The organism is Sphingomonas longa, from assembly GCF_016892685.1.
Lineage (GTDB): Bacteria > Pseudomonadota > Alphaproteobacteria > Sphingomonadales > Sphingomonadaceae > Sphingomonas > Sphingomonas longa.
In genome coordinates this window covers 592,993-607,938 of record NZ_JAFEMC010000001.1, presented here as the reverse complement: position 1 = coordinate 607,938, position 14,946 = coordinate 592,993, and the positions used below count along the sequence as shown (strand labels likewise).

9 protein-coding genes and 2 pseudogenes are annotated in these 14,946 nt (G+C 66.0%); 9 read left to right on the top strand and 2 right to left on the bottom strand.

The window, feature by feature from the left end; genetic code table 11:
• The 3 genes from ILT43_RS02910 to ILT43_RS02900 are packed head-to-tail and all read left to right on the top strand — an operon-like array spanning window position 1 to window position 3,066.
• Window positions 1–1,302 carry a CitMHS family transporter gene (locus ILT43_RS02910; RefSeq protein ID WP_204194079.1) on the top strand — a complete coding sequence of 434 codons (1,302 nt, stop codon included), beginning with the start codon at window positions 1–3 and terminating at the stop codon, window positions 1,300–1,302.
• Window positions 1,303–1,327: 25 nt separating this feature from the next.
• The gene (locus ILT43_RS02905) at window positions 1,328–2,404 is read left to right on the top strand and encodes an AbrB family transcriptional regulator (RefSeq protein WP_204194077.1); all 1,077 of its coding nucleotides are present in this window, start codon (window positions 1,328–1,330) and stop codon (window positions 2,402–2,404) included.
• Window positions 2,401–3,066 carry an alpha/beta fold hydrolase gene (locus ILT43_RS02900; RefSeq protein WP_204194076.1) on the top strand — a complete coding sequence of 222 codons (666 nt, stop codon included), beginning with the start codon at window positions 2,401–2,403 and terminating at the stop codon, window positions 3,064–3,066. The genes ILT43_RS02905 and ILT43_RS02900 overlap by 4 nt, the downstream gene beginning before the upstream one ends.
• A 493-nt stretch (window positions 3,067–3,559) precedes the next feature.
• Here ILT43_RS02900 and ILT43_RS19830 read toward each other — a convergent pair whose 3' ends face one another.
• The gene (locus tag ILT43_RS19830; RefSeq protein ID WP_425530281.1) at window positions 3,560–3,724 is read right to left on the bottom strand and encodes a hypothetical protein; all 165 of its coding nucleotides are present in this window, start codon (window positions 3,722–3,724) and stop codon (window positions 3,560–3,562) included.
• A 226-nt stretch (window positions 3,725–3,950) separates the two neighbouring features.
• Window positions 3,951–4,254: pseudogene (locus ILT43_RS19825) on the bottom strand (IS481 family transposase); the annotation flags it as partial.
• A gap of 323 nt (window positions 4,255–4,577) precedes the next feature.
• On the opposite strand from ILT43_RS19825, the gene ILT43_RS02890 reads away from it, so the two are divergent.
• The 6 genes and pseudogenes from ILT43_RS02890 to ILT43_RS19820 form a co-directional block, all read left to right on the top strand.
• Window positions 4,578–7,694, top strand: coding sequence for a TonB-dependent receptor (locus tag ILT43_RS02890; RefSeq protein WP_204194074.1), 3,117 nt, complete (start codon window positions 4,578–4,580; stop codon window positions 7,692–7,694).
• Between the two features lie 113 nt (window positions 7,695–7,807).
• On the top strand, window positions 7,808–9,346 hold the full coding sequence (locus ILT43_RS02885) for a tryptophan halogenase family protein (RefSeq protein WP_204194073.1): 1,539 nt from the start codon (window positions 7,808–7,810) through the stop codon (window positions 9,344–9,346).
• Between the two features lie 40 nt (window positions 9,347–9,386).
• Complete coding sequence (locus ILT43_RS02880; RefSeq protein ID WP_204194071.1) at window positions 9,387–12,806, top strand: glycosyl hydrolase 2 galactose-binding domain-containing protein; 3,420 nt, start codon at window positions 9,387–9,389, stop codon at window positions 12,804–12,806.
• Window positions 12,803–13,702, top strand: coding sequence for a carboxylesterase family protein (locus tag ILT43_RS19660; RefSeq protein ID WP_204194064.1), 900 nt, complete (start codon window positions 12,803–12,805; stop codon window positions 13,700–13,702). The genes ILT43_RS02880 and ILT43_RS19660 overlap by 4 nt, the downstream gene beginning before the upstream one ends.
• A complete protein-coding gene (locus tag ILT43_RS19655; protein WP_204196123.1) occupies window positions 13,647–14,267 on the top strand; it encodes a carboxylesterase family protein in 621 nt (206 codons plus the stop codon). The genes ILT43_RS19660 and ILT43_RS19655 overlap by 56 nt, the downstream gene beginning before the upstream one ends.
• A 185-nt stretch (window positions 14,268–14,452) precedes the next feature.
• A pseudogene (locus ILT43_RS19820) lies at window positions 14,453–14,851 on the top strand (DDE-type integrase/transposase/recombinase); the annotation flags it as partial.
• Window positions 14,852–14,946: the final 95 nt, after the last annotated feature.

Genomic DNA, 14,946 nt, shown 5'->3' with positions numbered 1-14,946 from the left:
ATGAGCCTTGCCCTGTACGGCTTCCTGATGGTCGCCACCTTCATGACCCTTATCATGACCAAGCGCATGACACCCCTCGTTGCGCTGATCGTCGTCCCCACCATCTTCGCACTGATCGCCGGCTTTGCGGGCGGCGTCGGCGAGATGATGATCGAGGGGATCAAGAATCTCGCGCCGACCGGCGTCATGCTGCTGTTCGCGATCCTGTTCTTTTCGATCATGACCGATACCGGCCTGTTCGATCCACTGGTCAACCGGCTGCTGCGCCTCGTCCACGGCGACCCGCTGAAGATCCTGATCGGCACCGTTGCCTTGTGCGCGATGGTCAGCCTGGATGGCGACGGGTCGACCACGTACATCATCACGATCGCCGCGCTGTTGCCGCTGTACAAGCGGTACGACATGAACCGACTGTATCTGTGCTGCCTGTTGATGGCGACCAGCGGCATCATGAACCTGACCCCCTGGGGCGGGCCCACCGCACGCGCGGCAAGCGCGCTGAAGCTGGATCCGGCAACACTGTTCCTGCCGCTGATCCCCGGCATGCTCGCGGGGCTCGCCTTCCTCGTCGGGCTGGCAATCTGGTTCGGCCGCAAGGAGCGCGCGCGCATCGGCCACGTGAAGTCGAACGAGCCGACCGCATTCAGCGGCATGGCCGTGTCGCAGTTCCCGGAGGCGCGCCGGCCGAAGCTGCGCTGGTTCAACGCCGCGCTGACGGTGCTTCTGCTCGCCGGGCTGGTATCGGGTATCCTGCCGCTGTCGGTGCTGATGATGCTCGCCTTCGCGGTGGCGATGATCGTCAACTATCCGCAGGTCGCCGAACAGAAGGAGCGGATCGCCGCGCATGCCGGCAACGTGCTGTCGGTCGTATCGCTGATCTTCGCGGCGGGCATCTTCACCGGCATCCTGGCCGGCACCGGCATGGTGGAGGCGATGAGCAAGGAGGTCGTCGGCTTCATCCCGCCCGCGCTGGGGCCGTACATGGCGCCGATCACCGCGCTGCTCAGCCTGCCGTTCACCTTCTTCATCTCGAACGACGCTTTCTATTTCGGGATGCTGCCGATCCTGGCGGAGGCGGGGACGCATTACGGGGTGGAGCCGATGGCGATCGCGCGCGCCTCGCTGATGGGGCAGCCGGTCCATCTGCTCAGCCCGCTGGTTCCGTCGACCTACCTGCTCGTCAGCCTCGCCGGCGTCGATCTGGCGGATCACCAGCGGTTCACGCTGGTGCCGGCCATTCTCGTATGCACGGTTATGACGGTGGTCGGCATGCTGGTCCTCGCCTTCCCCTTCATCGGGTGAGGAGGAGAAAGGCGAGGGGGGCCGGATGAGCAGGCGCTTCGTCCCGGACGGCGATGCCGCGCGCATCGTCCTACGCTTCGCGGCGGCGGTCGCCGTGGGTGCGGCGGGCGGCGCCGCGTTCGTGGCGATCCGCGCGCCACTCCCCTGGGTGCTGGGATCGATGGCGGCCTGTGCGCTCGCCAGCATCGCCGGGCTGCCGGTCGCGGCCGGCGCGGCGACACGCCGGCCGATGGCGGCGGTGATCGGGGTGGTGCTGGGCTGCTCCTTTCATCCCGGCCTGTGGCAAACGGCGCGCGAATGGTGGCTGCCGCTGGCGATGTTGCCGGTCTTTCTCGGGATCGCCGCGTTGGCCTGCGTCGCATGGTTCCGGCGCGTCGCCGGCTTCGACCCCGCCACCGCCTACTTCGCGGGCATGCCCGGGGGGATCGCGGAGATGGTGCTGATGGGTGGGGAGCGTGGTGCGGACGAGCGCACCGTCGGGCTGATACACGCCGCGCGGATATTCCTCGTCGTGTTCACCCTGCCGTTCGTGATCCGTCACGTCCACGCCCCCGCCGCGGTGCCGGCGACCCCGGTGACCGCGGCATCGGCGTGGCCCGACGTGTCCCTGCTGCTCTGGGGCGGCGGCAGCATGATCGTCGGCCTGCTGATCGGCCGCGCGCTGCGCCTGCCGGCCTGGCATCTGATGGGACCGCTCGCGGTCAGTGCGACTCTGCACGCGACCGGCATCACCGATTTCCGCGTGCCCGGCTGGCTGCTCGCCGCGGCGCAGGTCGGGCTGGGGGCGACGATCGGCTGCCGGTTCGGCGGCCTGACATTGCGCGCGTTCGTCCGCATACTCGCGCTGGCAGCGGGATCGACGCTGATCCTCCTCGCGCTCACCTTCGCCTTCGCGCTGATCCTCGGCCGTGCCACCGGCCTCGACCCAGCGCTGCTGGCGCTCGCCTATTCGCCGGGCGGGTTGGCGGAGATGAGCATGGTCGCGCTCAGCCTCGCGCTCGAACCCGGCGTCGTCATCGTCCACCACCTCGCCCGCGTCGTTATCGTCCTCGTCGCGGCGCCGTTCGCCTTCCGTCCAACCCGTGAGGAACCCACATCATGATCCACAAGCCGATGCCGCTGGTTCTGCTTCCCGCGATGGGGTGCGACGGGCAACTGTGGGCGCGACAGGTCGTCGATCTCGGCGACGTCGCGCATCCTGAATTGGGTGATCTGACAGTGGACGATACACTGGCCGGCATGGCGGCTCGCGTGCTGGCCTATGCGCCGCCGCGCTTTGCCGTCGCCGGGGTTAGTCTGGGCGGTTACGTCGCGCTCGAAATGGTGCGTCAGGCGGCGGACCGGATCGATCGTATCGCATTATTCGGCACCCGCGCGACGATGCAGATGCGGCCACGAACGGTAGGGGAGCAGGGCATGCTGGCGACCGCGCCGCACTCCGACCCGATGCTGACATCGATCATCAGCGGGCCGGTACAGGCGATGGCGGAACGAGTCGGTGCCGATGTGTTCGAGCGTCAGCAGCGCGCGCTGTTGGCCCGGCCCGATATCGAACCCGCCATCGCCGCGGTTCACGTGCCAACACTCGTCGCAGTTGGCGATCGGGACCGGATTTGCTTGCCCGCCGATGCGCGCGAACTGGCCGACCGCATTCCCCCTGCGAAGTTCCATGAGTTGCATCACTGCGGCCACCTCTCACCGATGGAGAGGCCGGGAGAGGTGACAATGCTGCTGCGGCAATGGCTGCTCTACGCCCACACGTAGCTGGTTTCGGGCACATTGAGGCGTAGAGGAGTGCCCGTATGATCGCGACCTTCGTCAGGTGGGGCCGAGCTCCATTGACGGCTTGCGCGACCAGACGATCGTAAGCCGTGGCTCGCTTCAGAGCGGCCGCTCGCCTCGGATGCAACGGACGTCTCGTTGTGGGAGGCTGGATTAAGGCGCGGAGTGACCGCTTGTGTGTCATCACGTCTTGGAGGCACGATGCCAAGAAGACGACGCCTCCCGTCAGATGATTGGCCTCAGAAAACATCCAATCAGTCAATGGAGCCGCGGTCAGCGGCTCCGTCTTTCACGTCCAAGTGGCAATGCTAGTGTCAACCAAGTGTCTATTTCACGACGTGCAGATGTGCTGTGGAGTCGGGAGTAGGGCGCAGCAGGTCGTTCACCCGAGCGGCAAGATCAACTTGCCAAAAAGGCTTTTCCAAACGCGGAATATCGGAAGGTACGTCATCGCCCGCTGCCGCATAATCAGTCACTAGGTGTTTTGTCCCGTCATCTGGTGGATCGGGTGGACGATGAGCCGGTCTGGCGCTGACGTCCAGATCTTGGCGATGTAATCGTAGGGTGTGAGGCTGCTGAGCGTCTTTAGCCAGCGGGTTAAATTATAGGCGGCCATCAAGTCGCCGAGGTGCGTCCGCAACTTGCCGTGGCTCCCCGTAGTGGAAGCGTTCGACGGTTGCCTTCTTTATGGTGCGGCTCATTTGCTCAACCGGGCCATGGTCCACAGGTGGTCCGGTTTCGTGAGCCGATGCTCAATGCCGTCCGCCTAGCAGATCATGTCGAAGCGCATCTGACGCGATCAGGGCGGTGAGGGAACGGGGCTGCTCGGCAAACTGAATGCTCCCTTCGACTTCGCTCAAGAGGGCCTTGTCGCCTTCGATGTCCGGCAGGCGGGAGACGCCGTGCCGCTGGAGGCAACGATGCAGCTGACCGGGTCAGGTGCGAGATCGGTGGCTTCAACGCGTAGAGGCAGTCGTCCAACGGCCGCAGCGTGTGTCGGCGGAACGCCACAACCATTGTCTCCTCCGCTTGCGTCAGGGTTGTTGAGCGAGCGGCCTTTGACCGGTCTTCAGATACCGGCCGTTGCCATCTTGCGCCACTTCGCGACTGTCTTGGGTTGATCCCCAACTCACGGCTCAGCGTCGCGAGCGAAGCTTGCGACGGCCGTATTGCTGCTCAGACGGCGGGCGTGATCGTGGCGCTCCCATGACGAACTTGTCCCACACGGCCTCCTTCCATTCCAGCAGAAGGATCGCACCATCAACCACGGGATCATACACCTAGACACATCACGTGTTGCCCTGCGCGGATTTCAGCTCATGCCGGGGAGGCAGCCCAGATCGCCGGGCCGGCAAGCATGCCGAAGATTTCGCACCCTTTACGAAACACTTCCAGTGCGCTTGACAATGCTTAGCTCCGAATGAATAAACCAAATTGCTTATGAGAGCGGCGTGTGCCGGTGGCATTAACGACGTCGATGTGGGAGGATGATGATGACGGGTAGTTCCAAGAAGCTGTGTCTGCGCGAGGTGCTGCTGTCGGCCGCGTCGCCGGTGGTGCTCGGCCTTGCCGTGCTGGCCGCGACGGCCGCAGGCGCACAGACGACGATACCGACGGGCAACACGCCCGACGCGCCGGCAACCAGTCAGGACCCGGTTGCGGCCCCCGACCAGTCGGCCGAAGAAACCGACATCGTCGTCACCGGCATCCGGGCTTCCCAGGCGCGGTCGATCGAAGTTAAGCGCAATGCTGACAGCGTTGTCGAAGCGATCAGCGCGCAAGACATCGGCAAGCTGCCGGACGTGACGATCTCCGACTCACTCCAGCGTATTCCGGGCGTGCAGATCCGCCGCGAGGCGGGCGAAGGCGGCGCGGTGAACATCCGCGGTCTGCCGCAGGTCACGACGCTGATGAACGGCGAGCAGTTCCTCGGCGCGAACTCGGTTACGTCCGTGCAGCCGAACTTCACCGACATCCCGTCGCAGCTCTTCTCCGGCGCGACCGTCTTCAAGTCGCCGACCGCCTCGCTCCAGCAGGCGGGCCTGACCGGTACGATCGACCTCCTGACGCGTCGCCCCTTCGACCTGAAGAGCGGCCTGACGATGTCGGCGGCAGCGGAGGGTCAGTATGGCGACCGCACCGAAAAGTGGAATCCGTCGTTCAACGGCCTGATATCGTACAATGCCGGCCGCGTCGGCCTGCTCGTCTCGGCCGCCTATAGCGACCTCGACCTGTCGAACAGCTTCCGCGGAATCCAGGATTACGGCGTCGCCCTGCGCAACGAGGGTGGCAGCGCCACCAATCAGGGCGACTTCGCGATTGGCAACTTCGTCAACGGTGTCGAGGTCAGCCGCGGCACGCCGGTGCGCAACGGTGCCGGCACGATCGTCGGCTACGACGTGAACGGCGACGGCGACGCGAACGACGCCTTCATCACGCCGCAGTCGCACACTGCCTGGAACCGCATCACCAGCCGCGAGCGGTTCGGTGCCAATGCCTCGCTCCAGTTCCAGATCAACGATGCGCTGAAGCTGACCGCGGACGGCTTCTACACTCGTCAGACGCAGTATGACCGCACCGCCGGTTTCCAGTTCCAGGACATCAGCTGGCAAACCTCACCGTTCCTGCCGACCAATTCGCGTGACACGGGTGCGGTGGTAAACGGGTTCAACCTGAACACGGTGCAGACCTTCCAGTACGACATGCCCGCGTTCGACAGCTACTCGGAAACCTTCCGGGTGAAGTCGGAGTCGCAGAACTACAATCTGCAGCTCGATTGGGACAACGGCAGCAACTTCAAGGCCACCGTTCGCGGCATCTATGGCAAGGCCAGCCGCAAGTCCGACCAGTCCTACGCGCAGTTCAACCTGACCAACGGTACGCAGTGGGCGTATAACGGCGTCGGCAACTATCCCGCCTCGATCGGCGGCGACGTGCAGTTCAATCCGACCGGCTACGCACCGTACAGCCAGCAGGCGACCGTGGACTATTCCAGCGGCGCGCCCGTCTTCACCTTCCCGCAGGCATTCCTGACCCAGACGCAGGACGTCTCGCGCTATGGCCTGAAGACGATCTCGTCGGAGAACAACGTCTACCAAAACGGCGATATCTATGCGTTCCGCGCGGATGCGGAGTGGAAGCCGAACGAGCAGATGACCGTGAAGTTCGGTGGCCGTTACGGGAAGCGTAGCGTCGAGCAGTTTACGTTCGAGCGGGTGTCGCCCTTCTACGCGGGCAACACCGACAACCCCGCCAATCCTGCGGGCGGCTGCCTCGTCAAGTGGAAGGCGTTCGACGTCAACCTGAACGATCCGTCGTGCAGCGTGCGTGATGCGCAAGGCGTGCCTTACACGGCCGGCTACACGCGCCTCGCCAACGATCCGAAGTTCGCCGGCATCATCAAGCAGTATTCGCTGCCCGCCGCCGGCACCCCGCCGCTCTACGTCCTCGATCCGAAGGCGATGGACGATTCCGAGTCGTTCCAGAACAGCTTCTATCCGGGCAGCATCAACAACATCAATCCGGCGAACTCGTTCGGCATCGATCTTAAGCAAATCTCCGGCTATGCCGAGGTCAGCGGGGAGGGCGAGCTGCTTGGCCTGCCGTTCCGCGCCAATGGTGGCCTGCGCGTCGTCAATACGCGCTTCACCGTCCGTCAGAACATCGTCGGCGCGCCGCAGCCTTACGGCCTTTCGGGTCAGGACATCGGGGACGCCTATACGAAGCGTGACTTCACCGACTTCCTGCCGGCGTTCAACATCGCGTTCGACATCACCGACAAGCTGCGCCTGCGCGGTGCCTATTCGAAGACGATGACGCTGTTGAACCTCGACCAGTGGGGCGGTGGTCTCAACGTCAACTACGCGATCGACACGTCGGTCAATCCGCCGATCTTCCGCGCGCAGGGCGGCAATTCCAACGGCAACCCACAACTCGATCCGTGGCGCGCCGACAATGCCGAAGCGAGCCTGGAATATTACACCGGCCGGTCGAGCCTGATCGCGGCGGGCGTGTTCTATATCAAGGTCGACAGTTTCATCACCAACGGCACCGACATCCGGAACGATATTCCGGACAATGACGGCGTGATCCGCGGTCCGGTCGTCATCAACACGATCGGTCAGGGTGAAGGTGGCACGCTGAAGGGTGCGGAAGTTTCCGCCCGTCAGTCGCTGGCCGATTACGGCGTCAACGGCTTCTTCGGCGGCTTCGGCGTCGATGCCAACTACACGCTTTCGCTCGGCGATGCGGGCCGCACCGATCTGGCCGGCAACAAGCAGCCGTTCCAGGACAATTCGAAGCATCAGGCGAACGCCGCCCTGTGGTACGAGCAGTACGGCTTCCAGGCGCGCGTCGCCTACAACTACCGCTCGAAGCGTCTGGTCTCGTCGGATTACGGCGGGATCGGCGGGCTGGCGCAGTACCAGAAGCCGACCAGCTATCTGGACGCGTCAGTCAGCTACGACATCCTGCCGAATGTCACGCTGTACGGCCAGGCTTCGAACCTGACGGGTGAGACCGAGCGCTATTACCTGACGTACAGCGATCAGGTGTTGTTCGAGAACATCTACGAGCGCCGCTTCATCGGCGGTGTCCGCGTCAAGTTCTGATCGCCCTGACCCTCCCACCTGCGCCGCATCGTCTCACCGTCGATGCGGCGCTTTTTTTGGGAGACGGAGTGGCGCACCATCCGCCCTCCCTTCTGATCGACGGAGCGACGCGCATGGACTCCACCGCCGCTTACCCCGAGGCCGACCCGGCACGCCCGGCTGTGCGCTCGATCGTCATCGTCGGCGGCGGCACCGCCGGGTGGATGGCCGCAACCTATCTCGCCCGCAAACTGGCGCACCTGCGACTGGCGATCACCGTCGTGGACAGCAGCGCCATCGGCACCGTCGGCGTCGGTGAGGCGACCGTGCCCGCGATCCGCGACTTCTTCGCCGCCGTCGAACTCGGCGAGCCGGACGTGCTGCGCGAAACCGAGGGCACGATCAAATACGGCATCCGCTTCGCCGACTGGCGCGAGCGGGGCCACGCGTTCTTCCACCCATTCGGCCTGTACGGCGTGCCCGCGCGCGGCGTGGCATTTCACCATTATTGGCTGAAGCAGCGGGCGGCGGGCGACCCGACGCCGCTCGGCAAATATTGCCTTGCCACGCAACTGGCGGAGCATGGGCTGTTCCTGCCACCCAACGACCGACCGCAGAACGATCTCGGCGTGTTCAACTTCGCGGTGCATTTCGACGCATCGAAATTCGCCGCCCTGCTCCGCCGCCTCGCACTGGCCAACGGCGTGACGCATATCGATGCCCGGATCGTCGAAGTCGTGCGCGACCACGGCGACGGCCGCGTCGCGGCGGTGACGCTGGTGGATGGTCGCCGCATCGAGGGCGACCTGTGGATCGACTGTTCGGGGTTCCGCAGCCTGCTGCTCGGCGAGGGGCTGGGCGTGCCTTATGTCGACTGGAGCCGCTGGCTGCCCTGCGACCGCGCCGTTGCGATCCCGTGCAAGGCGGCGGTGGCGACGCACAAGCCGCTGACCACCGCCACCGCGCGCACCGCCGGGTGGCAATGGCACATCCCGCTGCGCCAGCGCGTTGGCAACGGCCACGTCTATTGCAGCGACCATCTGGACGACCAGCAGGCGGAGGACATGCTGGTCGCCTCGCTGGAGGGGGAGCCGCTGGCGAACCCCAACAAGCTGCGCTTCACCACCGGCCACCGCGCGCGCTTCTGGGATCACAACGTCGTTGGGCTGGGGCTGGCTTCGGGCTTTCTAGAACCGCTGGAATCGACCAGCATCACGCTGATCCAGTCGGGCCTCGAGCGGCTCGTCGCGCTGTTCCCCGACCGGGCGATGGACCCACGGCTCGCCGCCACCTACAATCGGCAATCGACGCTGGAGTTCGAGCGGCTGCGCGATTTCCTGTTCCTGCATTACTGGTCGAACCGGCGCGCAGGTGAACCGTTCTGGGACCGGATGCGCGCGCTGACCCCGCCGGACAATCTCCAGATCAAGCTGGACGCGTGGCGCGCGGGCGGCGAGTTCGTGCGAAACGAGTGGGATACGTTTCAGGACCCGAGTTGGCTCAGCATGTATGCCGGGTTCGACGACCTCCCCACCCGCCATTCACCGCTGGCCGACCAGTTCAACCATGACGAACTGGCCGACACCTTCGCGCGGATGAAGGCGGCGATCGCGGGCACGCTGACCCACGCCGAACCGCATGCTCGCTTTCTCGACCGCGTGCGTGCGGGCTAGCGCAACACCCCACCACCCGAACATGAAGCCGAGGAATGAAATGACCGTCTGGAACATGCGCGCTCGTCACGGAATCACGGCCTTCGTTGCCGCGCTGGCCGCCGGGTCCGGGCTGGCGGCGGTGCCGACCAACGGCGGCCCCTACAACGCCAGCTTCCTCGCCGGGGGTATCGGCATCGCGCGTCCGTTGCAGGGCGCCGAACGCCTCGTCGCGGCAGGCGCGCCGTACAGCATCGCCACATGGGTCCGCGCCGATGCGGTTCAGACCGGCACCGTTACGCTGATCGCGATCGGCAGTGGCGACGGCGCGCGGATGCTGACGATCGCGGGTGGTCGCATCGTCGCGCGCGACGGGGCGGCATCGTTGCGGGGGCCGGCGCTCGCCGCCGGACGTTGGACGCATGTCGCGGCGGTGTCCGATGGTACGACCCTGTCGCTGTACGTCGACGGTCGCCGCGTCGGCGGGACACGTGCCTCTTCCACCGCCGTCTCACCGACGCTGGCGGTCGCGCCCGCGGAGCCCGGCGCTACGCATTTTGGCGGCACGCTGGTCGGCGCGACCGTCCACGACACTGCACTGTTGCCGACAGAGGTTGCCGCAACGGTCCGCGCGCGTCCCGACTTCGCGGTCGTCCAGCTATGGCAGGTCGGTGTCGGCTGGCCGTTCCAGAAGCAGGCGAATATCGGTCTGACCCAGCAACAGGATGCGTGGACGCTGCCGCAGAGCAAGGGCGACGCCTACACCGCGCCCGTCGCCAAGCCGGTGTCGACCGCGCCCGCAATGCAGCCGACCGCGCCCGGCCATTGGCAGATCAACGGGTGGCAACTCGCCGCCGCGCCGGACGTGAAAGGCGACGGCGCGACACTCTCGCGACCGGGCGTTCGTGGCAACAACTGGCGCGCTGCGACGGTGCCCGGCACCGTGCTTCAGACGCTGGTCGATCGCGGCGTGTATCCGGACCCCTATTACGGACTGAACAACCTCAGGATCCCGGAGACTCTGGCGCGGCAGGATTACTGGTACCGCACCAGCTTCACCGTCCCCGCAGAGGCGGCGGGCAAGCGGCTGACGATCGTGTTCGGCGGCGTCAACTACGCGGCGGAGATGTGGGCGAACGGCCGGCGGCTGGGCGACACGCGCGGCGCGTTCATCCGCGGCCAGTTCGACTACACCCCGGTCGCCGGGGAGAACGTGATCGCGGTCCGCGTCTCGCCGCCGCCGCATCCCGGCATCCCGCATGAGCAATCGGTCAAGGGCGGCGTCGGCGAAAACGGTGGCCAACTGGCGATCGACGGCCCGACCTTCGTCGCGACGGAGGGGTGGGACTGGATACCCGGCATCCGCGATCGTAATACAGGCCTGTGGCGGCCGGTCGAGCTCGTCGCGCACGGCGACATCCGCATCCTCGACCCGCATGTCGTCACCGACCTGCCCTTGCCCCGCACCGATCGTGCCGACGTGTACGTCACCGTGCCGATCCAGAACGACGGTGCGGCCAGGCCCGTCACCGTCCGCGTCGCGTTCGAGGGGGTGACCGTCGACAAGACCGTGACCGCACCCACCGGCCGTAGCGAGGTGGCGTTCACGCCCGCCGAGTTCCGGCAACTGACTGTCGCCAATCCCCGGCTGTGGTGGCCGAACGGTTACGGCGAGCCGCATCTGTACGACGTGTCGTATCAGGTCAGCGACGCCGCCGGCCTGTCCGACAGCAAGCAGGATCGCTTCGGCATCCGCGAGGTCAGCTACGACCTGTCGCTGTTCGACGCGAAGGGCGCGTTGCGCCGGGTCAACGTGCAGACCACCGACGGCGCGCTGGCGGGCACGAAGCTGATCGACGTGCGCCACGCCGCGATCAAGGAAAGCCCGACCGGCTGGTCGGAATCGCTGACCCCCGCCGGCGAGACGGCAAAGGGCGTGACGGCGATCACCGATACGCTGCCGGAGCCGCATCTGGCGATCCGCGTCAACGGCGTGAAGATCGCCGCACGCGGCGGCAACTGGGGCATGGACGACGCGATGAAACGCGTCAGCTACGACTGGCTGAAGCCGTTCTTCCGCCTCCAGAAGGAGGCGCATATGAACATCATCCGCAACTGGATGGGCAACAACTCGGAGGAGGAGTTCTACGATCTTGCCGACGAGAACGGCATGATGGTCCTGAACGACTTCTGGCAGTCGACGCAGAATTTCCAGATCGAGCCGGATGATCCCGGCCTGTTCCTCGCCAATGCGCGCGACACGATCAGCCGATACCGCAACCACCCGTCGATCATCCTGTGGTTCGGCCGCAACGAAGGCGTGCCCTACCCGACCCTGAACGAGGGGCTGGACAAGGCGGTGTTCGAACTGGACGGCACGCGCTGGTTCACCGGCAGCTCCAATTCGGTCAACCTCCAAGGCTCCGGGCCGTACAACTACCGCCCGCCGGTCGGCTATTTCACCGATCTCGCGACGGGCTTCTCGGTCGAGACGGGCACGCCCTCTTTCTCGACGGAGGAATCGATCGCGTCCTACGTCCCCGCCGCCGACCGATGGCCGCTGGGCGACGTACTCGCCTATCACGACTGGCATTTCGGCGGGAACGGCGACACCAGGACGTTCATGCAGACGCTGGACACGATGTTCGGCGCGGGCACAGACTTCGCCGATTTCGAGCGCAAGGCGCAGATGATGAACCTCGAAACGCACAAGGCGATGTACGAGGGGTATCAGGGGCACCTCTGGACCAAGAATTCCGGGCGGTTGCTGTGGATGACCCACCCCGCCTGGCCGTCGAACGCATGGCAGATCTATTCGTGGGATTACGACACCCACGCCGCTTATTACGGGGCGAAGAAGGCGGTGGAGCCGCTGCATGTGCAGCTGAACCTGCCCGGCAACGAACTGGTGGTGCTGAACACCACGCGTGACGACCGACGCGGGCTGACCGCCAAAGTCCGCGTCGTCGGGCTTGACAATAGCGAGCTGTTCACCCGCACCGACCGCGTCGACGCCCTGTCCAACCGCGCCACCCCGCTGGCGGCGGTGCCGCTCGACCGGCTGTTCGCGGGCCATCCGATGGTGCTGGTCAGCCTGACGCTGAGCGATGCGGACGGTAACCCGGTGTCGGAGAACTTCTATTGGCGGGGCAAGGATACCGCCGCTTACCGCAACCTCACCGCGCTCGCGCCGGTCGCTCTGACGGCGAGGGCCACCGCGCCGAGGACGGAGGGCGAGGATCGCGCGATGACCGTCACGCTGTCGAACGACACCGCCATCCCGGCGCTGAACGCGAAGCTGACGCTGGTCGATGGCGCGGGCAAGCGTATCCTGCCGGCCTATTACAGCGACAATTACGTGTCGCTGCTGCCGGGCGAGGCGAAGACGCTGACCGTGCGCTATCCGGCGATCGTCACCGCGACGCCCGGCCTGACGTTGCGCGGCTGGAACGTGCCCGACGCGGTGGTTTCGGTCCGGTGATCGGCCGGCTGCTGGCAATCGTCTGCGCGGTCGCTTCGGTACCCGCCGCGGCGCAAACGGTGCGGACGACGGCGGGAACGGTGCAGGGCGACGCTAGCGGTAGCCGGCTTGTGTTTCGCGGCATCCCCTTCGCCGCACCGCCGCTCGCCGAGCGGCGGTGGACACCGCCTGCGCCGCCGCCGCCATGGCGCGGCGTCCGCACGGCGACGGCGCCCGCACCCGCCTGCCCGCAGGCGGATTTCGGGTGGAACCACCACGACTTCGTCTTCCAGTCGGAGGATTGCCTGACCCTCGATGTCGGCACCGGCTCCGTCAGCGGCCGTCGCCCGGTGCTGGTGTGGATCCACGGCGGCAGCAACATCGCGGGCTCACCGGGCGAGATGGCGGCCTCCCCGATCGTCGCCAAGGGCATCGTCGTCGTCGCGGTGCGCTACCGGCTCGGCGCGCTCGGCTTCCTGATGCACCGCGGCTTGCCCGGCAGTGGCAATCTCGGGCTGCTCGATCAGGTCGCGGCGCTGCGCTGGGTGCGCGACAACGTCGCACGCTTCGGCGGCGATCCCGATCGCGTGACGATCGCGGGCGAGAGTGCCGGCGCACAGGATGTGGGGCTGCTGCTCGCCGTCCCGGCGGCGCGGGGGCTGTTCCACCGCGCGATTCTGGAGAGCGGGACGCCGGAGTTCGGCCTGCCGACGCGCAGCCGCGAACAGGCGTTGCGGATAGGCGATCAGTTCGATCGGCTGCTCGGCACGAACGGCGATGTCACGGCGCTGCGGTCCGCCGCGCCTGCCGCGATCGTCGCTGCCGGGCAGCAATTGCATGACGCCAAGCTGACGGACAACGATTATCGCTGGCTGCGCGCGACCCGTCGACGGTACCGTCCTCCCCGCCGAACCTAGCACGCTGATCGCCGCTGCCCCGTCTCGTGACGTGCTGATCGGCACCAACGCCTTCGAACTGGACCTCCCCGGCGGCACGACCCGCCGCGACGCATTCATCGCCCTGTCCTACGGCGAACACGAAGCGGCAGCGCGCGCGCACTACCGCCTTGACCGACCGGACCCCGCAGCCGATCCGCGCCGCGGCACCCGCGACCAGCAGATCGCCACCGACGCGACGTTCCGCTGCCCCGCTCTGCAACTCGCGACCCGTTTGGCGACCAGAGGCGCACGCGTCTGGAGCTACGAATTCGATGGCGCGCCGGGCGGCGGCATGACTCGCCACTCGGCCGAACTACCGTATATTTTCGGGACGCAGCGGCTGGGGTCCGTGTCGCTGGCGGATTATTGGGCGAACTTCGTCAAGACGGGTGACCCCAATGGGTCCGGCCTCCCGGCTTGGCCAGCCTTCAACAAGGCAAGCCACCTGCTAGCCCTGACCGCCGGCGAGGTAGTGCCGACGGCACCACCCGCCTGCGCAATTATCAACGAAATCGACTCGAGGGCATCGAACCCCGTCGGCTGAGCACGCGTCGGCAATAACCGGAGCGGGGAGCGGATCTTCATCATCGCGGACACCGACAGGAGGCAGTCACCTGACGATCCGCCGTTTTGAAGAGGAACCGCAGTCGTAACATAACGGCGACGGGGTCGGCGGCTCCGTCAGTCCAGCTGCGTCCGTCGGTGATGCGGTATTTTTAAGATCGGTGCATGCCGCGCCCGCCCAATTCAGCCAGTTCGTTCCGCCGCTTCAACTCCTCGCCGGAGGTGATCCGGCTGGTGGTGCTAATGTACGTCCGCCTCCCGCTCAGCCTGCGCAACGTGGAGACCCTGCTGTTCGAGCGCGGGACCGACATGTGCCATTAGACCGTGCGGCTGTGATGCATCAGGTCTGGGCCGCTGATTGCAGGTGAGGTGCGCAGGAAGCGCTTCAGCCACATGCGTGACTTCTGTGACTGGCGCTGGCACTTGGACGAGATGCACGTGAAGCTGATTGGCGAGACGGTCTTACTCTGGCGAGCCGTAGATCACGAAGGTAAGGTGATGGAGAGCTACGTCACCCAGCGGCGTGAAAACGCGGCGGCGCTGACCTTCATAAAGAAAGCGCTGTAGCGTCACGGCTTACTGAAGGAGATCACTACCGACGGCCTACGCTCGTACCGTGTCCGCATCCTCAGCCCTCAGCCGCGAGCCGCTCCAGATTC

Bases quoted from the DNA above. Each gene is read 5' to 3' on its own strand.
- ILT43_RS02910 (WP_204194079.1), top strand. From the start codon at position 1: ATGAGCCTTGCCCTGTACGGCTTCCTGATGGTCGCCACCTTCATGACC.
- ILT43_RS02905 (WP_204194077.1), top strand. From the start codon at position 1,328: ATGAGCAGGCGCTTCGTCCCGGACGGCGATGCCGCGCGCATCGTCCTA.
- ILT43_RS02900 (WP_204194076.1), top strand. From the start codon at position 2,401: ATGATCCACAAGCCGATGCCGCTGGTTCTGCTTCCCGCGATGGGGTGC.
- ILT43_RS02890 (WP_204194074.1), top strand. From the start codon at position 4,578: ATGACGGGTAGTTCCAAGAAGCTGTGTCTGCGCGAGGTGCTGCTGTCG.
- ILT43_RS02885 (WP_204194073.1), top strand. From the start codon at position 7,808: ATGGACTCCACCGCCGCTTACCCCGAGGCCGACCCGGCACGCCCGGCT.
- ILT43_RS02880 (WP_204194071.1), top strand. From the start codon at position 9,387: ATGACCGTCTGGAACATGCGCGCTCGTCACGGAATCACGGCCTTCGTT.